Annotated in this window: 26 protein-coding genes; 23 read left to right on the top strand and 3 right to left on the bottom strand. The window is 55.8% G+C overall.

All coding sequences use genetic code 11. The features are described from left to right. Positions 1–127 precede the first annotated feature (127 nt). From C6W55_RS07775 to C6W55_RS07715, 13 genes are all read left to right on the top strand, one after another. The gene (locus C6W55_RS07775) at positions 128–1,387 is read left to right on the top strand and encodes a molybdopterin molybdotransferase MoeA (RefSeq protein WP_286892209.1); all 1,260 of its coding nucleotides are present in this window, start codon (positions 128–130) and stop codon (positions 1,385–1,387) included. Continuing rightward, positions 1,372–2,007 (top strand): molybdenum cofactor guanylyltransferase, encoded by a 636-nt coding sequence (locus tag C6W55_RS07770; RefSeq protein ID WP_286892208.1) that lies wholly within the window; start codon positions 1,372–1,374, stop codon positions 2,005–2,007. The genes C6W55_RS07775 and C6W55_RS07770 overlap by 16 nt, the downstream gene beginning before the upstream one ends. 255 nt (positions 2,008–2,262) lie before the next feature. Then, complete coding sequence (locus tag C6W55_RS07765) at positions 2,263–2,688, top strand: RNHCP domain-containing protein (protein ID WP_286892207.1); 426 nt, start codon at positions 2,263–2,265, stop codon at positions 2,686–2,688. Between the two features lie 97 nt (positions 2,689–2,785). Beyond that, a complete protein-coding gene (locus C6W55_RS07760) occupies positions 2,786–3,514 on the top strand; it encodes an SIR2 family NAD-dependent protein deacylase (RefSeq protein WP_286892206.1) in 729 nt (242 codons plus the stop codon). Positions 3,515–3,704: 190 nt separating this feature from the next. After that, positions 3,705–6,290, top strand: a complete 2,586-nt coding sequence (locus C6W55_RS07755; RefSeq protein WP_286892205.1) for a hypothetical protein — start codon at positions 3,705–3,707, stop codon at positions 6,288–6,290. Positions 6,291–6,361: 71 nt separating this feature from the next. Then, the gene (locus C6W55_RS07750) at positions 6,362–6,568 is read left to right on the top strand and encodes a hypothetical protein (RefSeq protein ID WP_015253698.1); all 207 of its coding nucleotides are present in this window, start codon (positions 6,362–6,364) and stop codon (positions 6,566–6,568) included. Positions 6,569–6,605: 37 nt separating this feature from the next. Next, a complete protein-coding gene (locus tag C6W55_RS07745) occupies positions 6,606–6,956 on the top strand; it encodes a hypothetical protein (RefSeq protein WP_286892203.1) in 351 nt (116 codons plus the stop codon). A 181-nt stretch (positions 6,957–7,137) separates the two neighbouring features. Continuing rightward, positions 7,138–7,812: an Ltp family lipoprotein gene (locus C6W55_RS07740; protein WP_286892202.1), complete on the top strand. Its 675-nt coding sequence runs from the start codon at positions 7,138–7,140 to the stop codon at positions 7,810–7,812. 339 nt (positions 7,813–8,151) lie between these two features. After that, complete coding sequence (locus tag C6W55_RS07735; RefSeq protein WP_286892200.1) at positions 8,152–8,319, top strand: hypothetical protein; 168 nt, start codon at positions 8,152–8,154, stop codon at positions 8,317–8,319. After that, a complete protein-coding gene (locus C6W55_RS07730; RefSeq protein WP_286892199.1) occupies positions 8,316–8,939 on the top strand; it encodes a helix-turn-helix domain-containing protein in 624 nt (207 codons plus the stop codon). The genes C6W55_RS07735 and C6W55_RS07730 overlap by 4 nt, the downstream gene beginning before the upstream one ends. A gap of 185 nt (positions 8,940–9,124) precedes the next feature. Continuing rightward, complete coding sequence (locus tag C6W55_RS07725; protein ID WP_286892198.1) at positions 9,125–10,060, top strand: ABC transporter permease; 936 nt, start codon at positions 9,125–9,127, stop codon at positions 10,058–10,060. Between the two features lie 14 nt (positions 10,061–10,074). Then, complete coding sequence (locus C6W55_RS07720) at positions 10,075–10,944, top strand: carbohydrate ABC transporter permease (protein WP_213483674.1); 870 nt, start codon at positions 10,075–10,077, stop codon at positions 10,942–10,944. A gap of 108 nt (positions 10,945–11,052) precedes the next feature. After that, entirely contained in the window at positions 11,053–12,789 is a 1,737-nt protein-coding gene (locus C6W55_RS07715) for a type 2 periplasmic-binding domain-containing protein (RefSeq protein WP_286892197.1), read from the top strand. Positions 12,790–12,895: 106 nt separating this feature from the next. On the opposite strand, the gene C6W55_RS07710 is transcribed toward C6W55_RS07715, so the two are convergent. Together C6W55_RS07710 and C6W55_RS07705 are read right to left on the bottom strand one after the other, a co-directional pair. Continuing rightward, positions 12,896–13,975 carry an acyltransferase gene (locus C6W55_RS07710; RefSeq protein ID WP_015253703.1) on the bottom strand — a complete coding sequence of 360 codons (1,080 nt, stop codon included), beginning with the start codon at positions 13,973–13,975 and terminating at the stop codon, positions 12,896–12,898. After that, on the bottom strand, positions 13,968–14,273 hold the full coding sequence (locus C6W55_RS07705) for a helix-turn-helix domain-containing protein (RefSeq protein ID WP_157373512.1): 306 nt from the start codon (positions 14,271–14,273) through the stop codon (positions 13,968–13,970). Before C6W55_RS07705 ends, C6W55_RS07710 begins: the two co-directional genes overlap by 8 nt. A gap of 686 nt (positions 14,274–14,959) precedes the next feature. Here C6W55_RS07705 and C6W55_RS07700 point away from each other — a divergent pair. The 4 genes from C6W55_RS07700 to C6W55_RS07685 all read left to right on the top strand — a co-directional run bounded on the left by C6W55_RS07700 (position 14,960) and on the right by C6W55_RS07685 (position 17,627). After that, complete coding sequence (locus tag C6W55_RS07700; RefSeq protein ID WP_286892196.1) at positions 14,960–15,853, top strand: copper amine oxidase N-terminal domain-containing protein; 894 nt, start codon at positions 14,960–14,962, stop codon at positions 15,851–15,853. Positions 15,854–15,959: 106 nt separating this feature from the next. Then, positions 15,960–16,145: a YvrJ family protein gene (locus tag C6W55_RS07695; protein ID WP_353682015.1), complete on the top strand. Its 186-nt coding sequence runs from the start codon at positions 15,960–15,962 to the stop codon at positions 16,143–16,145. Between the two features lie 104 nt (positions 16,146–16,249). After that, on the top strand, positions 16,250–16,747 hold the full coding sequence (locus C6W55_RS07690) for an RNA polymerase sigma factor (protein WP_286892194.1): 498 nt from the start codon (positions 16,250–16,252) through the stop codon (positions 16,745–16,747). A gap of 58 nt (positions 16,748–16,805) precedes the next feature. Further along, the gene (locus C6W55_RS07685; RefSeq protein ID WP_286892191.1) at positions 16,806–17,627 is read left to right on the top strand and encodes a hypothetical protein; all 822 of its coding nucleotides are present in this window, start codon (positions 16,806–16,808) and stop codon (positions 17,625–17,627) included. A gap of 68 nt (positions 17,628–17,695) precedes the next feature. Here C6W55_RS07685 and C6W55_RS07680 read toward each other — a convergent pair whose 3' ends face one another. Continuing rightward, positions 17,696–18,160, bottom strand: a complete 465-nt coding sequence (locus C6W55_RS07680; RefSeq protein ID WP_286892189.1) for a copper amine oxidase N-terminal domain-containing protein — start codon at positions 18,158–18,160, stop codon at positions 17,696–17,698. A 97-nt stretch (positions 18,161–18,257) separates the two neighbouring features. Here C6W55_RS07680 and C6W55_RS07675 point away from each other — a divergent pair, with 97 nt between their 5' ends. The 6 genes from C6W55_RS07675 (at position 18,258) to C6W55_RS07650 (ending at position 25,631) form a co-directional block, all read left to right on the top strand. Then, entirely contained in the window at positions 18,258–18,641 is a 384-nt protein-coding gene (locus tag C6W55_RS07675; protein WP_286892188.1) for a hypothetical protein, read from the top strand. 307 nt (positions 18,642–18,948) lie between these two features. Then, positions 18,949–21,201 carry an S-layer homology domain-containing protein gene (locus C6W55_RS07670; protein WP_286892187.1) on the top strand — a complete coding sequence of 751 codons (2,253 nt, stop codon included), beginning with the start codon at positions 18,949–18,951 and terminating at the stop codon, positions 21,199–21,201. A gap of 513 nt (positions 21,202–21,714) precedes the next feature. Then, positions 21,715–22,785 carry a siderophore ABC transporter substrate-binding protein gene (locus C6W55_RS07665; protein WP_286892186.1) on the top strand — a complete coding sequence of 357 codons (1,071 nt, stop codon included), beginning with the start codon at positions 21,715–21,717 and terminating at the stop codon, positions 22,783–22,785. Positions 22,786–22,810: 25 nt separating this feature from the next. Further along, a complete protein-coding gene (locus C6W55_RS07660; protein WP_041854131.1) occupies positions 22,811–23,833 on the top strand; it encodes an ABC transporter permease in 1,023 nt (340 codons plus the stop codon). Next, the gene (locus tag C6W55_RS07655) at positions 23,830–24,882 is read left to right on the top strand and encodes an iron chelate uptake ABC transporter family permease subunit (protein WP_286892184.1); all 1,053 of its coding nucleotides are present in this window, start codon (positions 23,830–23,832) and stop codon (positions 24,880–24,882) included. Before C6W55_RS07660 ends, C6W55_RS07655 begins: the two co-directional genes overlap by 4 nt. Then, a complete protein-coding gene (locus tag C6W55_RS07650; RefSeq protein ID WP_213483658.1) occupies positions 24,879–25,631 on the top strand; it encodes an iron ABC transporter ATP-binding protein in 753 nt (250 codons plus the stop codon). The genes C6W55_RS07655 and C6W55_RS07650 overlap by 4 nt, the downstream gene beginning before the upstream one ends. Positions 25,632–25,641 lie beyond the last annotated feature (10 nt).

Genomic DNA, 25,641 nt, shown 5'->3' with positions numbered 1-25,641 from the left:
CATCTCCTTTCAATCCAGTATAGCAAGACCGGTTCTGAAATCGAAGAGCGCTTGCACCGGATTCGCTCCGATGTCAAACTGTTCTTGTAGACGGCACCAACTGTTCGGACGAAAGGAATGCATCACTTTGGTCCAAATCCGAAAACCCGTTGCGGTCAAAGAAGCGCTTGAGCTGTTGATGGCGCATGTGCCGGCTCCCCGGGCGGAGACGGCGGCATTGGCGGACAGTTACGGACGCATTCTGGCTGAACCGGTCGTCGCCTCGCATGATGTTCCGCCTTTTCACCGCGCGCCTTACGACGGATTCGCGATCCGTTCCGAAGATTCCAGGTGGGCCGGCGAACACCGCCGCATCTCCTTCCGGGTCGTCGGGCAGATCGGTGCCGGGCAGATGCCGGCGCGCGGGCTGGGAGAAGGGGAAGCCGTGCGCATCATGACCGGCGCTCCCCTGCCGCCGAACGCCGACGCGGTCGTCATGCTGGAGCAGGCCGTGGAGGACGGGCAGGGGTTCGCGATCCGGAAGCCGTTCCGCGCATGGGAGAACGTCTCCCTCCGGGGCGAAGACGCCAGGGCCGGCGAGGTGCTCGTGGAGCAGGGGTATCTCATTCATCCGGGCGTCGTCGCGCTGCTCGCCACCTTCGGCTATGCCAGCGTGCGGGTCACCCGGAAGCCGGTCGTCGGGCTCATGACCACGGGTACGGAGCTGCTTCAGGTGCACGAACCGCTGGCGCCCGGGAAAATCCGCGACAGCAACGGGCCGATGATCGCGGCACAACTCGCCAGATTGGGCATCCCGTCCCGTTCGTACGGATTCGTGCGGGACGATCTCGATCAGGCGTTTGAGCTTGTCCGGCGGGCGCTCCGGGAGACGGACTGCGTCATCACGACGGGCGGGGTGTCGGTCGGAGATTACGATTACTTGCCGGCGATTTACGAGCGGCTCGGGGCGAAGGTGCTCTTCAACAAAGTGGCGATGCGTCCGGGCAGCGTGACCACGGTTGCCGTATGGGAAGGCAAATTTCTGTTCGGCTTGTCCGGGAACCCGTCCGCCTGCTATGTCGGATTTGAAATCTTCGCCAGACCGGCGCTGCTGCGCATGATGGGGAGCAGGAAGCCGTACCTGCCGCACACGCAGGCTGTGCTGACGGAGGATTTCACGAAGCCGAATCCGTTCACGCGATTCGTAAGGGCGGTCTATCGTCATGACGGCAGCCGGCCCACGGTTGCGCCCGCCGGATTCAACAAATCCAACGCCGTCAGCTCGATCGCCAGAAGCAACGCGCTGATGGTGCTGCCCGGCGGATCGAGAGGGTTTCGGCGCGGGGCAATCGTGGATGTCCTCTTGCCGGGGACGGAAGAAGGTGAAGCGGAATGGCGGATTCCGTAGCCGCGAAGCGATATGGAAGAAAGGCGAGCGATGCTGCAAGATTGAAAACGGCGGGGGTCGTGCTTGCCGGAGGCCGTTCGGTCCGCTTCGGCTCGCCGAAGGCATTCGGCATCCATCAGGGGCGATATTTCTATGAACGGGCCGTCGACGCGCTTGCTCCCGTCTGCGATGCGGTGGTCATCGTGACGCGCGAAGCGCTCAAGGAACGGTTCCCCGACCCTCTATCCGTGATCACGGACCACGAGGACTATCAAGGGCTGGGGCCGCTCGCCGGCATCTATTCGGCAATGTGCGCGGTTCAGGCCGACCGTTACGCCGTGCTGCCGTGCGACATGCCTTTCATGACGAGCGATGTGACGGACCGGCTGCTGGAAGCCGCAGGTGGTCAGAACGTCTGCGCGGTTCGGCTCGGGGAACGAAAGCACCCGCTGGTCAGCATCTGGAGCAGGGCCATGCTCGAACCATTGCGCAAGGCGTTGGACGGCGGCCGATATCGGGTGTTGGAATTGCTGGAGCAGGCGGATGCGGAATGGTTGGATGGATCGACCCTTGTCCCTGACGCCGGGGATGCCGAGCGCTTCTTCCGCAACGTCAACAGCCCGGATCAGATGAAAGCGTGATGCGGCCATGGCGGCCGCCGTTGCTTTTTACTATGGAAAATTTGATTTAAGGCAAACACTCCATACCACCATGCGCCGGGAAACTGCTATATTCATGCTGAAACGGTATGCAAAGGAGAGTTGTTTTCATGTTCAGGAAGAACAACCACCGCGCGGAGTCTGTGGTATAGCCGGGAGGCTGTACCCGGATATTTCCGTATAAGCCTCCCGTACGCAGAATCAACAGGATTTGATTCGATACGGAGGGGTATCTCGTTGAACAGGGAAAATAAAAGAAGATCGTTCGAAAAAGGCTACTACAAAACCCACGCATGCCATGACACGTTTACCTGCAAAGTCTGCGGGAGGCTGGTCGTGCCGGAGGGCGCGGGAAGCAGGCATCGGAACCACTGTCCCAATTGCTTGACCAGCCTGCATGTGGACATCGAGCCCGGCGACCGGGCTTCCGGCTGCGGCGGGCGTATGGAGCCCGTCTCGGTATGGGTTCGAAAAAACGGCGAGTGGGCGATCATTCATCGCTGCATCAGGTGCGGAACCTTGAATTCCAACCGGGTTGCGGCAGACGACAATCCGATGAAACTGATGTCCATCGCCATGAAACCATTGACGCAGCCCCCGTTTCCGCTTGAGCGGATCGAGGAAATGACGAGGCTGATGGGTGGAGAAGGACGCCTTGAATAGAGGATGGAGTAAGCGGGATCGCAGTCGTATGCTGCGATCCCGATTGCATTTTCGTGTATGATGATCTTGGAATCCATGGATGAAAGGAATTGGCGACATGACGGAAGCATACGATCCGATTCATCGCGCGGCGCTGCTCATACGGGATGCCCGCAGCATGGTGCTGATCTCGGGCGCCGGGCTTTCGGTGGATGCCGGCGTGAAAGATTTCCGCTCCCCGAGCGGATGGTGGCGCAGCATCGATCCCCGGACGGTCGCGACGGTCGAAGCGCTCGAGTCCGATTATGATCTCTTCCATGAGTTCTATGCGGCGCGCATCACGCAATTGAAGACGGTCAGGCCCCATCGGGGGCATGGCATCCTGGCGGAATGGGAGAAGCGGGGCATGCTGGCTTGCATCGGCACCCAGAATGTGGACGGTCTGCATCAGGCCGCCGGCAGCCGGAACGTGCACGAGCTGCACGGCACGATCCGCGCGTTCCGCTGCCACGCCTGCGGCGCGCCGCACGCGGAAGAGGCGTTTCTGCAGAAGCGGAAATGCCAATGCGGCGGCAGGCTTCGCCCCAATGTCGTGCTCTTCGGCGAAATGCTGCCTCAGGAAGCATGGGATGCGGCCATTGCCGCCATCCGGGCGGCGGATGCGGTGCTCGTGATCGGCACCAGTCTGCAGGTCGCGCCGGTCAATCAGCTGCCGTTCCTGACGAGGGCCGGACGCATTTTCATCAACGCGGAAGAAACCGGCCATGAGGATCAGTTCGACGTGTTCATCAAAGGCCGGGCGCTGGACAGCCTGGCCGCAATTCAGGAACGGCTGGAGCTGCTATAGCTGCCATCGTCAACGACCGTGCCAAGGCGATCCTGATCCTGAAGGAGTTGATGGAATACCCACAGTATGGAAAGGTTTGGTATAATGTTGTCATGATTTGTCCAACAAACTTGAATGTTGCGGCTTGTTGTCGGCGGCGTGCAGGAACGAATGTCGAACAGCGGGACGCAATGAGAGGAGAGGCCTGGGGATGGGGTACCTTATCCGGATGCGAACGCTGTGCGTCCTGCTTGTCGCCGCGCTGGCGGCGTTCGCGCCGATCGGCGGGTTCGGCCATGATGGCATCGTCCATGCGAATCTTTCGCCGAATGGCTGGATCCAATTGGAATCCAGTGAACTTTACGGAGACGAGATCCGAATCGATTGGACCATACTCTATCCGGATTCGTTCCATCAGTCGATCAACTTGTACCGGTTGCCCGACGAGTCGGAGATCACGATTGAAAACGGTGAACAGGATCTCATAAGCGGCAATCTGAACAAATCGCTGGAGCCCGGCGCATACCGGCTCGTGATCACGCTGATGGTCGGAGTCGATGTGTTGGATACGTACATCCACGAATTCGTCATGCCCGATCCGGTAACGCGTCTTGTCCACGTGTTTGGATCGGATGGGCCGATCGATGATCTGGTCTTTCGGCAGACGTTTCCTTGGTCCGAAGAACCGCTCACGGCGGCCGAAATCCCGAATCCGGGCAAAGGGTACGTCACGTACGCCGTTGAAATTTTGCCGAGCGGATGCTTTACGATGGAGTCGAACACCTATCATTTCTCCATCGGCGGAGAGGTGTGCGCGGACAGCGCAGAGGCGTTCATCGTGCAAGCTTCCGACGATACGGACAACCTCGTGCAGCTGGACGCCTTCTACGCATACGAGGATGAAGAGAAAGGCGTTCTCGCGGGTTATCTGCTCCTTCGTATGGAAATTTGGGGCGAGCTCAAGATGGATCTCTACGATCGGGAAGGGACACCCCATGCCTGCGAGATGTACGGAGAGGCCCTATACGAATTCGAATGCGAGCTTCCCGACGATCCCGCCTATATTCAGGTTGACAAGTTTATCCAAGGGGTTCCGGCTCCGACCAACGTCGTCATCCCGATGGACGACATCAACCTTCCCGAGAATATCACCGTCGTCGACAGGGATCCCCGCGTCAACCGGATCGATCCGCTGATCGAGTTCGAGGACGTTCCGAATGATACGGAGTTCGCCTTTTACAAAATTATGCCGGCGCAGGATAGTTATTGGTCGTCCGGAATCCGATACATTCCTGTGGACGAAGGCCCCTACTCGTTCGCGCTGGAGAACATCGAAGCCGATCATTACGATTATCGTTATGTCGCGATCCAGCTCGTCGACACGGCCGGGAACCTGTACGCCAAGACCGCCGAGTTCCCGATAATCGACAAGATGACGGAACAGGATGCGCGGATCCAATACGAAGATAACGGCATGGAAGCGCTCCATGAATCGTACTTGCCGGACAATCCGTCGTTCAGGGATATCGACTGGACCGAAGGCGGCCGCGCGGGAACGGTCACATGGACGCTTCCGGACACCGGCGAATATGCGTTGACGGCGTACGATCTGTATTATTCCGATTCGAATCAAGACCCGATCCGCGGCGAAGCGAGGGTATATGTCAATCACAGGCTGGCGGATACGTTTGAATACATGCTGGAGGACGTGCCGGAGGGAGCGGCATACCTGGAGGTTGTGCCGCTGCTCCGGGAGGAGAATCAGTGGACCTATCAGGATTATTATGGCGATTCGTTCTTCATTCCTTTGAACGACCGGGTCACACCGCTGCTGGACGAACTGGCGGTGGACGGGAATCCCGTCTATCCGAAGCCGCGGCAGGATGGTTCGTCCTATTATGAATATACCGCCGCATGGAATGCGGACGTTGCCGTCGTCACCGCATCGTCCATGAACGGTGTTGTGTACGTCGGGGACGAAGGGCCCGCTGCATCCGTCACGGCGACGGTCTATCTGAACGAGCCGGTGAAAGCCGTATCGATTCGGGTCGGGACGCCGGAGGGAGACTGGTCAAGCGAATATGATCTGGTCATCGCGAAGGAGCCTGCGCCCGATGCTCCGAAGCTGGCGAGCCTGATCGTCGACGGCCGGGAGATTGAGCCGGTCGGTTCGCTCTACAGCATCTCCGTCGACCATGATGCTTCCGCCGTCGCGGTGACCGCATCGGCCGGCGCGGACGTGGAGATCGAACTGGCGGGCGTCCGCCAATTCGGTTCGGTCGAAGCGTTCATTCCGATCACGGACGATGAGATGAGCTTGCCGATCCGCCTGTATGATCCCGCAACGGGCAGGGAAGCGGAGTACGTGCTGAGCATCGTCCGCGAGGTGCCGGACAACCTTGTGCTCGGCGTGCTGGCCGGATGGTTCGATACCGGCGACGACGGGTACGTATACAGCGGCGTCCCGAGAGGAATGACGGCCGGCAGGCTCAAGGAACGGTTCGTGACGGTATCCGGAACGGTCATGATGGTTCGGGATCGCGAAGGCGTTGCCGTGAGCGACGACCACATCGTCCAGCCCGGCTATACGATCGAGCTGATCCGCGGACCGAAAACGCAGACGATCCGGCTCGAAATGCTGTCCGAACGTTTGAAGTCGATCCTCGGCCTGCCGACGGACAGCCCGCTTGCATTCGTTCACATCGCGACGCTCTGGATTCATCACCCAGAAGATCTGAACGGGGACGGAAAAATCGACTCGAAGGACGCGCGTCTCCTGCTGGATGAAATGGATTGACGCGGCTGAAGCGCCCGCCCGGCAAGGCGGGTGTTTTTGCGCACGCATCATGGAGGAGGGATAGGGAGATCATGCCGGGAACTTCAAATTGGCAAGGCGGTTGCCTGGGGGCGAGCTCCGATCATGAGACGAACAACACCGCGGGCAGGGCATGCCGGGCCATGATACGGGTTGTGCCGCTGCTCGGCCTGGCGCTTCTCCTGCTGTCCGCGGGCTGCGCCGATAAGGCGGATGAGGGAGCGAGCGCTCCCGCTTCGCTGTATGTGGACCCGGCGTAATACGCATCTGGCTTGCTACGACAACGGCGAATTCAGGTTGTTCGCGACGTTCTTCCGGATTCGAAACGAGTCGGACGAAGAGCTCGGGCCGTTCTATGTCAAGTACATCTGCCACGATGACACGTTGGTCGACAGCATGACCGAGAAGCGGAAAGAAATCGCGCCGGAACGCGAGAGCGGGAGCGAGCTCATTCTACTGCAGCCGGGCGAAGTGTACCAGGGCGGGCACAGCTTCACGCTGGTGAGCGATCCGGATCTGGCGGATGTTTTGCGGGACAAGGTCGGGCCGGAGCGAATTCTCGAGATTCAATTCATTGAAGAGAAAACGGATAAGGCGCTCGCCTCCTATTGGATCGATAAGCTGGCGTTTGCCGGGGAAGATTCGTAACGCGCTTATTTGGCCGGATCAATCAGGTGATTTGTTAATTCAGCATTGGTGATGGGATCGTTGTTCAGCAAAAATTTCAGTTGGGCCCCCGAACACTTCAATTGCACCTTGTAAGACGTGGAAAATCTCCCCTTTTTTATGATAGAATATGACATATTACAACAAAAAAGGGGAAAGGGATATGAAAACAACAAAACGGGTCATCGTTCTTGCGGTTCTGCTGGCTGCCGTGGTCTCGGGATGCGGCGAAGTCACAGTAGAATCAGAAACGACATCAACAGGTTCTGCAAGTGAAGAGAAATCCGCAGTTGCGGAAAAAAGTGAAGAGGCTTCGAAAGCAAGCGATTCAGAAGTGAAGGCTGAAGAACCGACTGCGGAAGAATCTGCAGCGGAACAGCCTGCGGCAGAGGAGCCGGCTGATACGGCAACATTGGGTGAAAAAAATGCGCTTGCTTCAGCCCAAAATTATTTGCGGTTTGCCCCGTTCTCTGCGCAAGGTCTGAAAGAGCAGCTCGAATTTGAAGGGTATTCTTCAGAAGAAGTGCAGTATGCTGTTGAACATATCGACGCTGATTGGAATGAACAAGCTCTGAAGTCGGCCCAGAATTATTTGCGGTTTGCCCCGTTCTCTGCGCAAGGTTTGAGAGAGCAGCTTGAATTTGAAGGCTATACATCCGAGGAAGCGCAATATGCCATTGATCATTGCGATGCTGATTGGAATGAACAAGCTGCAAAGTCGGCCCAAAATTACTTGAGTCTGATGCCGTTCTCCAAGCAGGAACTCATCGATCAGCTTATTTTCGAAGGATATACTCGGGAACAAGCCGAATATGGGGTATCGGCTGCCGGATATTAAGAATTGATAAGTTGGAGCGGCAGGAGCTTGATCGAAGGCGGACTCGGAAACATACAATCCGGTTGAGCTGGATTGCACAAGGGTATATTCGAAAGGTCGATCGAAGAATATAGCGGTCAGTGACCCATAAAGCACACGGAACTCGAGAGAGGCTGATGGCCTCTCTTTTTGTTTAATTCAACCCTGTCATGTTCAGTTCCCAGGCCAATGCGTCTGCGCCGCCGGCCGGTCTCCAACATTTGCCTTCGGGGGCATGCTGTGTTTTGTTGACACCAAGGTTGAAAGGTAGAAAGATAGTAAATGGGTTCAAATTAAAGGTCTTTCCGGGAGGGATGAAACATGGCGTTGGAAATCAACGACCAACTGGTCCCCGATATCGGCTATTTGATCTACAGAAAATGCACGCCGTCATGGGAAATTGCGGAGAACGTCATATCTTTCTACGATATCACCTATGTCGTCGAAGGCAGAGGGATTTATACCATCAACGGGGTGCGCACGAGGTGAGACGCGGAGATCTGCTGTGCGTGCCCACGGGAAGCCTCCGCAAGGCCCACAGCACCATCGACGACCTGATGCATCTGTACTCCGCCAACTTCAAACTCTACGACATGAACGGTCAGATGGCCGATCTGCCGCTTCCTCTCGTATCGCACATCGGGATCAAGAGCGACCTCATCGGGCTCTTCCGCGAGCTGTCCAACGCCTGGGTGCGCAAAGAGGCCGGCTATCTCATCAAAACCCGGGGGCTCCTGCTCGTCATCATCCATCGGCTCATTGAACTGATTCTCCTGAAAAAAGACTCCGCCAGCACGGACTACCGGGTGAAGAAGGCCATCAGCTATATCTCCGAAAACTACGCGAGCAATATTACGGTGAAAGAACTGGCCGATATGGTAGGGCTCAATGCCGTCTATTTCGGGGCTTTATTCAAGAAAGAGACGGGGATGCTGGTCCATCAATATCTGGCGCAGACCAGAATCAACCACGCGCAGGACATGCTGCAGAACGGCGAGTGCAACGTGAGCGAAGCCGCGGAGCGCTGCGGATATAAAGATTTATCCCACTTCCGGAAGCAATTCAAGATGATCAAAGGCTACACGCCGTCGCACTGTCTCCGGGCCTAGCAGCCGGCCGTTAAAAAAAATTATCTTTAATCAGCCACGGTTAACTAAATTCCGGCTATTGTCGGGCGTTAACCCCGATGCTAAATTGTGTTAGAGGATGGCAACGCTTACAGGCAAGCCGGTGCCATGATGGAAAATGGAACAGACAAGGGCCGCCAAATGTTGAAGGAGGCACTGAGACATCCATGTCGACATCCGCGATGAACTGGAATAAAACATTGAGCTATCTGCGACGCTACTGGGTCCTGTATGCGATGCTGATTCTTCCGGTCGCGTTTTTTATCACATTCCGCTATATCCCGATGCACTACATTCAGATCGCGTTCAAGGAGTACAGCATTGTCCAAAGTCCCTGGGAGATGAAATGGGCGGACAACAACGGCTTCGAATACTTTATTCAGGCATTCTCCAACCGGGACTTTATCTATGCGCTGAGAAACACCCTGATGCTGAACTTCCTGGACCTGATCTTCGGTTTCCCGGCGCCCATCATTCTCGCCCTGATTTTGAATGAACTGGTATTTAAGCGCTTTAAAAGGTTCACCCAAACCGTCGTCTATCTGCCCCACTTCCTGTCGTGGGTCATCATTTCCGGCATGGCGCTCCAGCTGCTGGCCCCGACGAACGGGCTGATCAACATTCTGCTGAACCGAATGGGCTTCGATTCGATCCCGTTCCTGAACGATCCCGTTTACTGGGTGGGCACGTACGTGGTGCTCGGCATCTGGCAGAGCGTCGGCTGGAACACCATCATCTATCTGGCTGCCATCACCGGCATCAATCCGGAGCTGTACGAGGCCGCATCGGTTGACGGAGCGGGACGTTTCCGCAAGATCTGGCATGTGACGCTGCCCGGTCTTCGTCCCACGATCATCGTGCTGCTGATTCTGAGCCTCGGCCAAATTCTGAGCAGCGAATTTGACCGGCCATATGCACTCAGCAACAAGCTGGTCACCGATGTATCGAACGTCATTTCGATCTTCGTGTACAACTACGGTATTCGCGGATTGCAATTCTCGCTTTCCACCGCTGTCGGGCTGTTCCAGTCCGTAGTGTGCGTCATCTTCCTGTTCGCGGCCAACGCTCTGGCCAAGAGATTCGGCGAACGCGGCATTTGGTAGGAGGCTGCAGCATCATGGTCAAAACAAAAAGCGCCAAAATCGGGGACTGGGTTGTCGTATTCATCTGTCTGATTCTGATTTTCGTCTGTCTTCTGCCGGTGCTGACCATATTGGCACGTTCCTTGAGTTCGGCGGACGCCCTGATCAAGAATGAGGTGCTGCTCTGGCCGAAAGGGCTGAACTTCGATGCATACACGACCGTGCTGGGGGACTCCAAGTACACCTGGTCGCTGGCATGGACGGCCATCCTGACCGTGATCTGCACGATCTGGTCCCTGTTCATGACGATCTTGTGCGCCTACCCGCTCATCTATGACAACCTGAAGGGGAAGAAGTTTTTCGTCGCGCTCATTCTGTTCACGATGTACTTCAACGCGGGCACCATCCCGATGTACCTGCTGCTGAAGGAGCTGCACCTGCTCAACAATCCGCTGGTCCTGATCATTCCGAACTGCATCAGCGTGTTCTATGTCATCATCTTGCGCAGCTTCTTGTACACGATACCGGAAAGTCTCCGAGAGTCGGCGGAAATCGACGGAGCGGGTCCGCTGCGGGTCCTCTTCAACGTCTATCTGCCGCTGTCCACGCCCGTACTCGCCACGTTGGCGCTGTTCTATGCGGTGGGCCGGTGGAACGGCTTCTCGGACGCGCTGATGTACATGAACGACAGGAAATATTACCCGATCCAGCTTTTGTTGTACAACATCCTGAACAGCATCAACAGCATTGAGGTGGCCACGCAGGAAGGCTTCTCGACTCCGGGCTTGTCCGAAACGATCAAAGCGGCAACGGTCATGTTCGCGACGGTGCCGATCCTGTTCGTGTATCCGTGGCTGCAGCGATATTTCATCTCGGGCGTTACGCTCGGAGCCGTCAAAGGGTAAGAAATCCGGAAAGTTGAAGCCTGCAGCGGGGTAAAAATTGACTTTGTCACTGACACTGTCAATTTTTATATAAAATTCCAGTTAATGAGCATGTGAGGGGGAGCGAAGATGAGATCTCGCCGTATCGTGATGTCCATCCTGACATTCGTTCTGGCATCCGTGCTGGTACTCGCGGGATGCAGCAAGAACAATTCCGGTTCGTCGAACGCGACAAACAGCACGCCGAACACGGGCAACTCCGGTTCGGAGGGAAGCTCGGGCAATTCGGGCGGCAGCTCGGATTCCAAACTGGAGAAATGGGGTCTCGATGAGAACCTGCGCTTCAAGGAGACCCGCAAGATTACGGTCGAAATCTACGACCGCGGCAATGACGGCGGCACCCCGCCGGAGGACAACTTCTATACGGATTATATCAAGGAAGGCATGCTTCGCGACCACAACGTGGAAGTCGAGTTTGTCCCCGTACCGCGCTGGACGGAGGGCGAAGTCATCAACAACCTGCTGGCGGCGAACCAGGCGCCGGACATCAGCGTCACCTACTCCTACCCGACGATCCAGACGTACGCGAACATGGGCGGCGTGCTTGACCTGGCGCCTTATCTGGAAGAGGCCAAAGACATTCTTCCGGATCTGTGGGATCTGCTGACGGATACCAACATCTATTGGGACCAGGATCCGAAGACCGGCACCATCTGGGCCCTCGAGGCACGGCTTGCCGTTCTGAACCGCATCAACACGTTCGTGCGTGAAGACTGGCTGAAGAAGCTCAACATGGAAGCGCCCACAAACCTGGAAGAATTCGAGAACATGCTGAAGGCGTTCCGGGACAACGCTGCCCTGCTGCTGGGCGATCAGGCGGACAAGATGATTCCGTTCGCGATCAGCTTTGACGTCGGCTGGCGCGCGGACCACCTGACAACGTCGTTCGTGCCCGACGACATTACGGACAAGGACCTCTTTGTTTACGGCTTTGATGATCGGAAATTCCTGCTCCCGAATTACAAGGAAGCCATCCGGGTCCTGAACAAATGGTACCATGAAGGGCTGATCTGGAAAGACTTCTCGCTGTATCCCGCAGGAGACCCGACGGAAGACAACCTGATGAAAGCGGGCTACGTCGGCGCGTTCATTCACAACTGGGACTACCCGTACCGCAACGGCGAAGACAGCATCCATGCCAGCCTGCAGCGTATGGTCGGCCCGGACGCGGCGTTTGTCGCCATCGAAACGTTCCCGAACGACGCCGGCATCTACCGTAAGTTCCTGTCGCCGCCGATCGACCGGAAGATCTTCTTCCCGGCGACGAACAAGGAACCGATCGCTTCGCTGCTCTATCTGAACTGGATTTCCAAGTTCGAAAACCGGTTGTTCCTGCAATTCGGCGAGGAAGGCGTCACCCACGAGAAGATGCCGGACGGTTCCTACAAGGCGCTGGCCGCTACGGGCGAGAAGATCATGAACTCGCCGAACAACATCGACTATACGATTACGGTCAACGGCCTCGACCTGGGCGATCCCGATCTCACCGTCAAGTCGATCGCGAACGGCTATGCCGGCGTCGATAAGCGGTACATTGAGATCGCGCACCGCATCACCACGAATGAAGGCAGAGTCGGCAAGAACGTCAACGTGGGCGAGATCAAAGCGGAAAACGGCGTGGGCCAAGCGCTCAAGGAGAAGCGCGATACGGTCCTGAACAAGGCGATTGTGGCGCCTGTCTCGGAGTTCGACAAAGTCTATGACTCCGGCTTTGAGGATTACCTCAGATCCGGCGGTCAGGCGATCATCGACGAGCGCAAGGCGAAATGGGAAGAATTCTACGGCGACAAGACGATGCTGGATTGACGCGGCTGACGCGCAGCCGGCGATCATGAAGAAACCCGGAGGTTTGCTTCGTGCAAGCCTCCGGGTTTTTATTGCCTGTTATCGGCGGAATCTGCCATCGTAAAAATCATTTTCCGGTTATCCACCATGTATATCGTCTATATTTCGCCAGCAGAAGATAACTCCCCCACGAGCAAAGCAGCACAACCACGAATCCCAGAAGAGTCAAATAGTGATAGTAAGCGCCGAACCTGTCAACCACATATTTCCGCCACAGTGCAAGAAAGAACGGATGCGACAGAAAAATGACAAATGAAGCTGCGCCGATGCTGTTCAAAGCGCGTTTTACCCATGTCATGGCATCCACGTTGTATATCCGGTTTGCCAGCAGCAGCAGAAATGCACTTGCTGCAAGCGTAAACCACAAATAGATGACCTGGTTCAGGTAAGCCTTATACGGCAGAAGTGCCGGAAGCCAGTGGAAGTACACCTTCCCGGCAAAGATATAGAGCAGAGATCCGACCATAAAAAGAGCTGTAATCGCCCACTTCTTCTTGATCAACTTGCCAACGGCATGTTCATAATGCATCCCCACATAGGCCCCCGCACAAAACTGCAGGAAGTATGAAATAAACAGCACGCCAGTCCTTTGGATATGGAGCCAGTGGTTGTTGAGGATGAAGAAGATCACTTGAGACACAAGTGCAATAAGGATGAGCCATTTGTCAAGTTTGGCATGTTGAACGATATGAACCAGAGCGGGAAATAACACATAAAACTGGATAATGATGATGAAGAAATACAGATGCGTGTAGTTATTGCCCGTAATGAGCCTGATCATAAACTGATCCGCATTCAGCCATGCGTTGCCCTGGGTTTGATATTGCCAAAACAGATAATAAAACAGCGACCATGCCAAATACGGAATCAGAATGTACAGTATTCGCTTCCTGTAGAAGGTTGCGATCCATCCCCGTCCATGCATGGCGTAGTAGTTATAGAACAGCAGAAAGCCATTCAAAAAAAGGAACGCCGGTACAGCAAACTGGCTGGAAGTGTTCAATATGAAGTAGAAATCGTGTTTCCACGAGCCTTGCTGGACACGTATCAGCGGGAAGGAAGTGACATGAATCATGATGACAGCCAATATCGCAAATGCACGATAAAAGCTGAGGTATTCAATCCTCGATTTTGGTAAGTTATTCACCAGAACGCCTCCAACGATTCGGATTAGCGTAAGCACGAGGCGGTTGACAGGACAGGACCCGAATGACTCCTCCTTTCAATGATGGACAAGGCTTCCCCTTTAATCGGAACCATTTGCTCACCGCCTGTTGGCTCAACTGGAGTTCGGTTGCGACTTCTTTTTCCGTATATCCATCCAGATACAACCTTTTGACAATGTACCGCGCTTTCTCAGATGGAATCATCAACAGCAGTTCCTTGATATAAATTGTCGTGATGACATCGGATGTGAAGTTGTAGCCGTAATGCCGTTCGTCCAAAGAGAGAGACTCCTTGGAATGCCTGACCTTCGAGCTGTATTGCAGTCTCCACGCAAATCTCCTCAAGCCTTGACGAAAGCTTCTCAGACATTTACTTTGCTGAGCATTCATGATTCACCACCCCCATTCACTTAACTAGTAAAAAAATGCGGCCAAACTACAACCGTCAAAATACAATGAATAATTAAAATATTTTGAAAACATTGGCCGCAGGTGTGTGTCCGGGTTCTCTGTCGAGTGCAGCGGCCTCATTTGGACTTTCATTCGGTGGGTAGTTGCTTGGGGCCAGCAGGGAAGTTAATGTCATGCCCCCCTTTCGAGGATTATATATTCTATATAATTCCATATTAGTGTCTAAATCCCTTTCTCCATGTGGAGCGCCTTTTATAAATCATATAACTGCCCTCTATACTCTGGCCATTAGTCGCCAAAAGAAGCGGTAGATGTCCCCTCCTGTTTTTCCTTCAAGGTGCTGCGGTCATTAATCAAGGCTTGCATTTTTATACAGGCAAGTGGCAGCGGATTGAAGCCTTGGTCCACAGAGCCAACTTTAAAAAGGATTAATATCCGGATTTTGCTTTTTAAAGAAACTTTAGCTCAATTTGTGCGTCTGTTATGTAGAATGGATTCCGGAGTGGATAACGGATCATGCGGAACTACAGATTAGGATGGAGGAAGGAAAAGCTGTGAAGAAAATTGTTGCCTGTCTGATCGCTGCTCTGTCGCTGCTTGCTTTTACACTGCCATTGCAGGCCGCTGATGAAGTCCATCTGTACATCAACAGCGAAAAAATGAATACGGACGCGGCTCCCGTACTCGTAAATGGACGGATGCTGGTTGCCTTGGCATCGCTCAAGAAGCTGAATCTGGACTTGCAATGGAATCACGAGACGAAACAGGTGACCGTTGCCTCGCCCCAAGCCAAAAGTAAGCTGGTACTTACAGTAGGAAGCAAGTCGGCCATGCTGGGCGACACGACGATGACGCTGGACGTGCCTGCCCGATTGATCAAAGACCGGGTCTATGTTCCGGTTCGCTTTGTCAGCGAAGCGTTCCAGGCGGACGTGAAATGGCTTCCGGAGATCAACTCGGTTGTGATCCGCAGCGCCGACAAGAAGGAGATGTATGAAGCGCTTTACCATGGTGATGATCTGGTGGAGGCCAGAAAAATTGCGATCTCCTTGCCCACCGAGGATGTCAACACGCTTGGCAGTACAGGAGAGATGCATTCCCATACGTTCATTTTTCCGGAAGGAGAGGCGCTTCGATACTATTATGAATGGGGAAATCTGCTTTCTTATTACGAAATCAAGCATGATGTGAAGCGTCTGGTGTGGGAAGGGGTGTTGGGAGCCGAGCAAGGCGTTTACGCCCAGGAAAGAGGAGTCCGTCCCCCGGAGGAGAAGTCCAGAGTTTATTTCAATCTGGACCGGTTTCAGTCGGATGTCGTTCACTATTGGAAAGAAGGCGGCGGTGAAATGCTTCACGGCAACACCCGACCCGGCAAATACGTTGATTCGCCCATGGCCAACGCTGTTCAGCCGATAGCGGATGAGGTTCGGATTGATCAAGTGAAATAACAGAACGCATGAAGAGACCGCAGCAGGTCTCTTTTTTTTATTGTTCCGGCCGTAATGGTTGTTATTTCATGCTCTCTTTACTTAATAAGATGCAGGCACATATGGAATGGGGGTGATGATATTGGAAGACACGCAGTTGATGACCTTGATCACGACATCGATCTCCAACTTTGGGTTTCCGATCGTGCTTACCTGTTATCTGCTTATCCGGTTCGAGAAGAAGATCGAGATGTTTAACGACAGGATATTGGAGTTGCTTTACGTGATCAAAGAGGAAATGCGAAAAAACTAATGCAATCCGCAAACCTTCTCCTGCTCTCATTCGTGTAATAGATGAAAGGGGGGGAGCGGCGGGAAGTCCCTGGCTGCGTGTGATCGAAGGGATTTGCTTTTCGGATGAAGCCAAACGATTCCATGGAATCTGTATTCAGCGAACTGTATGAACGCCATATCGACACCGTCTACCGCATTTGCTACGCGATGATGGGCAACAGACAGGATGCCGAGGATGCGGCCCAGTCCGTGTTCGTCAAGCTCATGCGCAGCAATATGACCTTCCAAAGTGTTGAACACGAGAAAGCCTGGCTGATCGCCACCGCCCGCAATCACTGCCGGGATGAACACCGCAGATGGTGGAGGAAGAAGGTCGTCAAGTTTGAAACGGGCATGCCCGATGAGCAGCATGCCGACCGTTTGCCGCAGCACGAGATGATGGACGGTATGCGCAGACTCCCTCCCAACCACAGATTGCTTTTGTACCTGTATTATTACGAAGGCTACAAATTGCTCGAGATTGCGAAAATGCTCAAATTGAACATCAACACCGTCAAGACACGGATGAGGGATGCGCGAAAGCGCCTGAAGCTGGAGTTGGGGGATGATTTCTTTGACTAAGGAAAGGCTGCGGGCTGTATTTGACGGGATGGCGCCGGATGAAGAGCAGAAAGCTCGAATGAAGCAGCACATATGGGAGCGGTTGAATCGCCGGTCGATGAAGGGACGGGTGACGGGCAGGCGGTTGAGACGGGCTGCGGGCTTCGCGGTCGGTCTTGTGCTGGCGGTGGTGGTCATGGTCAACCTTCCGTTCGAAAAGGCGGCACCCGCTTACGCGATCAGCGTGAAGGCCGGGGAAGACGGCCCCGTGTTCAAGTTGGCGGACCGGGAAGGGAAGCGGGATGAGCATGTCACAACCGTCAGCTACGTCGACTCCAGACCCGGGCTGGAATTCTATATTGAAGGAGAAAATATCGCCTCGATCCATATTAAAGCGAAAAATGAATATGTCTACGCGGTGGACTGGACGAAGACGCAGCACGAGAAGTATTGGAACGTGGAATATTACCAGCACTTCGACGAAGAAACCCAAACATCCGTCGCTGATTTCAATCTGCTCTACGACAAGGAAATGACGATGACTTTCGATGAGGATTTCCGTGACTACGACCAGATCTGGTACCGCTGGACGGCCTGGAACATGTACGAGTGGGCCGCCGAGGACAATTTCTCGCGGTTCTACGGATTCGGGTATGATCCGATAGACATTGATGTTGACAGTTTGACGGAAGAAGAGAAGCGGGAACTTGCCGCGGAGAACGGGTCGTCCATCGGGCATATGAATCTGGAAGACTATCCGGATCATCTGAAGGAGGACACCATCACCATTACCATCACGGACAGGCAAGGCCATGTGACGACGAAAGCCATCCAGGTGAGAGTCGACAACAACCGGCTGGGGCAGACGGTCGTGACGGCACGGTTGAAGAATGTTTCCTGAAGCATAAAGAAGAAGGGGCGCCCGTCATCACGGCGCCCCTATCTCATCTTCCATGCTTGAACCGCGCGTCAATCCCAGTGCTGAATATACACGGTCGGCACGGGTTCTTTCGTAAATGTGACCACGGCGCCCAGAGCCTCGCTGATGAATCTGAGGTTCACGAAAGTGTACATATTCCCGTCTTTGTATTTGGAAGTGAAAGGAGATTGTGTCAATTTCACTTCCTCATCATTGACATAAGCGGTCTGACTATCAATGGTAATTTTGATTGTAGTACCATCTTTGGTTGCCGTAATGGTTTTCGTGCCCGGTTGCCAAATCACTTCAGCGCCATAGGCTTCGAACAGCTGCCTGAACGGCACCATGGTGTTGTCATTTACGGCAATCGCCGGAGGCGTGAAATCCATTTCCTCGCCATTCAGGATGACTTTGACGGCGTATTTTGTATAATAGGAATAATCTGTTTCCTGTGCGGATGCGGCCATCGGCAAGCACAGAAGCAGCACTGCGGCGCATAACGACAACTTTTTCATGGGACACCTCGCATCAGAAATTTTACATATGGGAAGACGCTCGAATGCTGCACAAAGTTTCTTTATTTTTAAATGATTGTATTTCGGAGGCAGCTTGATGGAACTCAACCAAGAAGAATTGGAGCGGACCGTTGCCTTGCTCACCTCGACCATCGCCAAATGCGAGAAAATGCAGCAGAAGTTCACGGAAGGATCGTCCCGGCACTCGCTGCTGAAGAACAGGATCAAGGCGCTCCAAATCTCGAAGGCGCTTCTGACCAACGATCCATCGGCAGATTATACAAGCCGGGAACTGAGGGATGCGCTCCCGCCCGTCCAATCGATCATCCACAAGACGACGAAAGCGCAGCGCAAATATGAGCAAGGAAGCCCGAAATACAATCAGTTTGAACCGTTGATCCGCGCGATGGAGATTTCGAAAGCATGCATCGAGGGAAAGATCATGGAAGGTGCCGCCCAACCGGAACAGCGGAGCCCGTGAACCGTTCACCGGCTCCGCTTTCCCGTGTCATCGGGCCGAAAATTGTAAGCTATATAGGTCCATGGATCTCCGTAAAGCGGAAAATTGAGGCTCCTAGCCGAGGCAGGGGCTTTTTCGTTTTGTCGAGACCGCGCATAAAAAAAGTTTGGCCGACCCCCAGGATACGACAGTATATGCCCAATGGCTTTTGCTAGACTGATCGATGCTAAAACGTATTATCTTGGACGGGGGTGGTAAAAGGGGGATATTTCGTTCAACTCCGGCGTTTTGCTAAAACGTTATAAACGAAAGGAGTGGCGAAATTGTCATGGTGAAGAAAAAGCTGATCGCGACATTGATGGCTTTCCTCATGTTGACGCTCCACCTCCCTGCCGTTATCGCGGCGGAAGATCCGCCGGAGACGGCTTCGGATACCGTTCTGGAAGAAGGGCCGGAAGCCGTGCCGGAAATTGTGCCGGAAACGGAGTTGGAGCCGGCAACTGTAACGGTAACGGAAGCCGTATATCTCCCGTTCATTCTGAGGAACGAGAACTTCGCCTTCCACGAACGCACGGATGCCGTCATCATCGACGCCGGCAAGGAAGTCGACGGCTCCTCGCTGTCGAAGGACGATTTCGAAGCGCACGTGCGGCAAACCCGGATCGTCGACCCGGATTACGTCGCGTATGACGGCCCGCGCGAGATTATCGATGTGTACGTAAGCCAGGTGAACGATGTCGGTTCCCGCTCCGACACCGGACGGTACATCGTCATCGACTTCCCGGATGTCGGCTGGGGCGACGGCGGGTCCACGAATGACGGCGGCTATACCTTCGATTCGCAGTACACCATCACGTACAAAGGTTCCGGCATCAAGTTCACGGACGGAACGACCCTCGTGCCGGACGGTTTCACCCAGACGGCTGTCGTCAGCCCGGTGCTGGATAAGTTCAAGTACGCGAACCATGACGGACTGGACTACAGCTATTTCCTGAGCGAAGAAGCCGAAGGGCCGCTGCCGCTTGTCGTGTTCTTCCACGGAGGCGGACAGGGCAACGATATCTATACGCCGATCCGGTTCAGCAACGGCGGCACCGTATGGGCGAATCCGGAGAACCAGGCGAAGCACCCGACCCATGTGCTGGCGCCGCGGAACGCGACGACACCGGAGGCGATGCACAAGGTCAAGGCGGTCATTGACCAATGGATCGAAGACGGCAAGGTGGACCCGAACCGCATCTACATCACCGGGTTCTCGATGGGCGGAGGTTCGACCTGGACGTTCCTGCAGACGTTCCCGGATTTCCCGGCAGCCGCGGCACCGCTGTGTCCCGCCGGCGGTCCGGGCAACGAGGCCAATGCGAAGGCGGTCGCGTACCTGCCGCTGTGGGTATTCGTGGATGTGGACGACTTCCTGTACGAGCGGGTTGTCGAAACGTACAATACCTACAGCCCGTTCTGGCATGATTCGAAGCTGAGCATTCTGCCGGAGAACCGGCTGAACAACCCGCCGTACAACGGCTGGAAGTTCGACGGCCACGCCGTATGGCTCCCGGTCTACAACGAGTATGTGGACGAGGAGCGCGGCATGCTCATCGACTGGCTCTTCGCGCAGAGCAAAGTGCGCGGCATCGAGGAAGTGAGCGTCAGTACGACGGTCGGAACCGCGCCGGTGCTGCCTGACAAAGTGAAGGTGGATATCAATCACAACGCGACGGGCATCGCTTCGGAAGAGCGCGCAGTCGTATGGGATGCGATCGATCCGGCAAGTTACGCCAACCCGGGAACCTTCACGGTGGAAGGCACCGTGGAGGGAGTCGTCGAGAAAGCAGTTGCGAAAGTATCGGTCGAGCGGCTCTACATCGGCGTGCCTTATGTGCCGCCGGCTCCGTCGCCCGATCCTTCGGAACCCGATGAGACCCCGGAAACCCCGGACACGCCCGGCGACGGACAGGAGCCGGATGAGCAGGTGCTGTATCACCCGGCATACATCAGAGGCTTCAGCGACGGCACCTTCCGGCCGAATCAGGCGATCACGCGGGCCGAGCTGGCCGTGCTGCTGGCGCGCAACCTGGACTTTGGCGGCGCCCGGAGCGGTCAAGGCACCTTCAAGGATGTGAAGCCGACCCATTGGGCGGCGGCCGAGATCGAATACGTGAAGAGCGCCGGTCTGATGGGCGGGGACGCCCAGGGCAACTTCAGGCCGAACGATCCGGTCACGCGGGCCGAGATGGCGGCCATCGCCGCGCGGTACCAGAATCTCGGCGCACCGGCCGGTGCGAACCCCCGTTTTGCCGACGTGAAACCGACCCACTGGGCGGCGGCTTCCATCGAGGCGGCTGCTGCGGCCGGCATCTTCGGCGGCTACGGGGACGGCAGATTCGGGCCGGACAATCATCTGACCCGGGCGGAAGCGGTCAAGGTGATCAACCGGATGTTCGGACGCGGTCCGCTGCATGGCGTCACGCGGCCGAGCTGGCCGGATGTGCCGGCGGCCCATTGGGCTTATCTGGAAATTGAAGAAGCGTCGCGGGACCATTATTATGAGATTCGGCTGGAGGGCGGCGAACAGATCCGGTAATCCGAGGACGGGCGCATGCGCACGGGATGCGTATGCGCCCGACGCGTTTTTGCATTGGAGACGCGTGATCATTCCGGTTTCTCCCGGCCGAAACAATCCGCATCATGGGCCGCCGCCATTCATCCTTCATCGCCGGAAGATCCATCTCCCGCGCCGGCCGATTTGTTTTCTCGCACGGGACGCGCCTCCGTTTATTCCGGGTATGAATGTTTGAATCCAATAGATCAAGGTATGCGGACGACCGATAGAACAAATTGGGAGAGATGGTGCTTTCGGCCTGGATGTTTGCTCGTATTGTGGTAGAACGATCCGGCATCCGAAGACATGGGTGCGATTCGGATCAGACTGAAACGATAAGAGCCCGAATCGTAAGGCAGGTTGTCGCCAAGACAGCCTGCCATATTTTTTCACATTTTTCAGTGTTGAAATTTGGAAAAGGGGTTGCTATAATTTCATCTGTGATAATGATATTCATTATCAATAAGAAAAACGCAAAGGACGGGGAGAGACGCAATGAAACGATATGCAACCCTCTTGCTCACCGCCGTACTCGTTCTGGCGCTTGCGGCTTGCGGCAGCGCGGACAAGACGAGCGGCAACCATTCCGGCGGCAATGCCGGCGCGAACAACAACACGAGCAGTGCCGCCGGCTCGAATGAGGCCGACACGGCCGCGGCCGAACCCGAGCAGCCGGCGACGATCGAATATACGGATGCGAGCGGCAATACGGTCACGATTCCGGTCAATCCGAAGACGGTCGTGTCGCTTGACAACCGGACGTTCGAGACGCTCGAAGCGTGGGGCATCAAGCTCGCCGCGGCTCCGAAGGGCGTCATGCCGGCCGGCTCCGGCTATGTGTCGGATGAGTCGGTGCAAGACATCGGAAACCACCGGGAACCCAACCTGGAGATCATCGCGGCGGTCGATCCGGAGCTTGTCATCGTGGGCCAACGTTTCGCGAGCTACTATGAAGACATCAAGAAGCTGGTTCCGAACGCCGCGGTCGTCAACCTGAACATCGATGTATCCGCCGATGACGGCACAGCGGGCGAGAAACTGGTGAACGGCTTCAAGGACGTCACGACGCTGCTCGGACAGATCTTCGACAAGAACGAAGAAGCGAAAGTGCTGATCGAGCAATTTGATCAGGCGCTGGAAGCCGCCAAGGCCGCCTACAACGGAACGGACACCGTCATGAGCGTCATCGTCTCCGGCGGCAACATCGGCTACTCGGCGCCGCACAACGGCCGCGTGTGGGGTCCGCTGTACGACATTTTCGGCTGGGTGCCCTCGCTGCAAGTCGACAATACGACGACCGACCACCAGGGCGACGAGATCTCGGTGGAAGCGATCGCTCAGAGCAACCCCGACTGGCTGTTCGTCATGGACCGCGACGCGGCCATCAACAGCACGGAAGAGAAGGTGCCGGCCCAGGACGTCATCGAAAATTCGCCTGCGCTGCAAAATACGACGGCCATAACGAAGGGACAAATCGTATATGCTCCGGCGGATACGTACACCAACGAGTCGATCCAGACGTTCATTGAAATCTTCGAAGCGCTTGCCAACGCATTGAAGAAGTAAACCGGAGGAGTATGGCACCGTGCTCATGCGTTCGCTGAATGAGGTTGAGATCCGTTCTCAACCTCCGTTTTCCGGTCAGAGTGCGAACCCCCAGAAAATTTTCACCGTACCGTTCGTTCTCGCCATATTTGCCGTCATGGCGCTCGGCGTCATCTCGCTGTTCACGGGCGTGTACGACATATGGGGACAGGCGGACGGCAGGGACATGTTCTTCATCACCCGGGTGCCCCGCACCATCGCCCTGATGCTGACCGGCGCCGCGATGGCGATGACGGGACTGATCATGCACCTTGTGACCCAGAACAAAATGGTGGAGCCGACCACGATCGGGACGACCGAATGGGCGGGTCTTGGACTGCTCGCCGTTTACCTGCTTGTGCCGGGGCCTTCGCTCGTCTTGCGCATGACCGGTGCCATCGTGTTTTCCTTTGTCGGCACGATGATCTTCTTCCTCTTCCTGCGGCGGGTCAGGCTGCGTTCGTCGCTGATCGTTCCGATCATGGGGCTGATGCTGGGCGCGGTCATCTCGGCGCTGTCCACCTTCGTGACGCTCTATTTCAACATGTCGCAGGTGATCGAGAACTGGTTCATCGGCTCGTTCGCCCCCGTTCAGATCGGAAGATACGAATACTTGTGGATCATCGTCATCGTCACCGTCATCATTTTCCTGTATGCCAATCGCCTGACCATCGCCGGCCTGGGCGAAGAAGTCGCCACGACGTTGGGCGTCAATTACAACCGGCTGATCGTGCTGGCCAACGCCCTGATCGCTGTCTGCGTCGGCATCGTCGCCGCCGTCATCGGCAACATTCCGTTCCTGGGACTGATCGTCCCCAACATCATCTCCATGGTCAGGGGCGATGATCTGCGCAGCAATCTGCCGTGGGTCTGCCTGATGGGGATGGGCACGATCACCCTGTGCGACATCATCGCCCGGGTCGTGATCATGCCTTTCGAAGTGCCCGTCTCGCTGATCCTGGGAACGGTCGGAGCGGTCGTCTTCATCCTGATTTTGCTGCGGCAACGAAGGAGCAGGAGGCTGCGATGAGCACACTGGATATCGGTCTTGCCACAAACGCCAGCGGCAGCCTTCGCGCCCGAACCACCGGCGCTTTCCGCACCCGGAGAGACGCGAGGCGCTACTGGATGCTGCTAATCCTGTTCATCGGCGTCGGGTTGCTGGCCACGCTCGGACTCATCCTGTACAAAAATCCGGTACCCGTCGATTCGCCGTCGTTCATCCCGGTGGTGAAGCGGCGGCTTACGGCCGTCGTCGCCATGTTCATCGCGGCGCTCTGCCACAGCTTCTCGACGGTCGCCTTCCAGTCGGTCACGAGCAACCGGATCATCACGCCGTCGCTGCTGGGCTACGAATCGCTGTATTCGTTCATCCAGACCAGCGTGCTGTTCTTTTTCGGCGCGGCGACGCTCGTCAAGTTCACCGGCACGGGCGCCTTCTTCCTGCAGGTTGCGCTGATGATTGCCTTGAGCCTGATCCTGTTCGGCTGGCTGCTGTCGGGCAAGTACGGCAACCTGCACCTGATGCTGCTCATCGGCATCATCATCGGGGCCGGGCTGAACTCGGTGTCCGGGTTTATGCGCCGGGTGCTCTCGCCGTCCGAGTTCGATCTGCTGCAGGCCCGGCTGATCGGCTCGGTCAACAACGCGGACGCGGACTATTTCCCGATCGTCATTCCGCTCGTGCTCGTGACGGTGCTGTGCCTGTATCAACTCTCCAGAAAGCTGAACGTCCTGTCGCTGGGCAAGGATGTCTCTACCGCGTTCGGCGTGAACTATCAGGCGAACATCATCCTGGTGCTCGTCCTGATCGCCGTCCTGATGTCGGTCTCGACGACGCTCGTCGGTCCGATGACCTTCTTCGGATTTCTCGTTGCGTTGCTGAGCTATCAGGCGGCCCCTACATACGATCACCGGTATGTGCTGCCGATGGCGTTCGCGATCGGGTTCTGCATCCTGACATCCGCGTATATGTTGCTGTATCACGTGTTCCACGCGCAGACCGTCGTTTCCGTCATCATCGAACTGTTCGGCGGCATCGCGTTTCTGATCGTCATTTTGAGGAAGAGGTCGCTATGATCACATTAAGAAGCGTAAGGAAATCGTACGGTGACGAGGTTCGGATCGGTCCCCTGAACATCGAGATTCCGAAGGCGGGAATCACCTCGCTGATCGGCCCCAACGGCGCGGGCAAGTCAACGACGCTGCTCATGATCGGCCGGCTGCTCAACATGGACGAGGGGCAGATCCGGGTCGCGAACATGGACGTCGCGAGGTCCAGGTCGAACGACATTGCGAAAATTCTGACCATCCTCCGGCAGGAGAATCACTTCATCACGCGGCTGACGGTCCGGCAGCTCGTCGGATTCGGCCGGTTCCCGTACTCCAGGGGCCGGCTCACGAAGGAAGACGAAGCGATCATCTCGAAATATATCGGCTTCTTCGAGCTGACCGATCTCGAGCACCGGTTTCTGGACGAACTGTCGGGCGGCCAGCGGCAGCGGGCGTACGTCGCCATGGTGCTGTGCCAGGAGACGGAATACGTGCTCCTTGACGAACCGCTCAACAATCTCGACATCGCCCGGTCCGTGCAGATGATGGAACATTTGCGGCGGGCGGCAAATGAGCTCGGCCGGACCATCCTCATGGTGCTGCACGACATCAACTTTGCGGCGCGGTACTCCGACCGCATCTGCGCGATGAAGAACGGGCAGATCGCCGCGTTCGGCACGGTGGAAGATATCATGAAGCCGGATCTTCTGTCGGACATCTTCGAGACGAAAATCGAGATCATCAAGGGGCCGTACGGCAAGATCGCGGTATATTAATGAGGGAATG

It is taken from the genome of Thermobacillus sp. (assembly GCF_003390775.1).
Classification (GTDB): domain Bacteria; phylum Bacillota; class Bacilli; order Paenibacillales; family Paenibacillaceae; genus Thermobacillus; species Thermobacillus xylanilyticus.
Note: the sequence above shows the minus strand (reverse complement) of the source record. Positions and strands in the feature narration are given on the sequence as shown.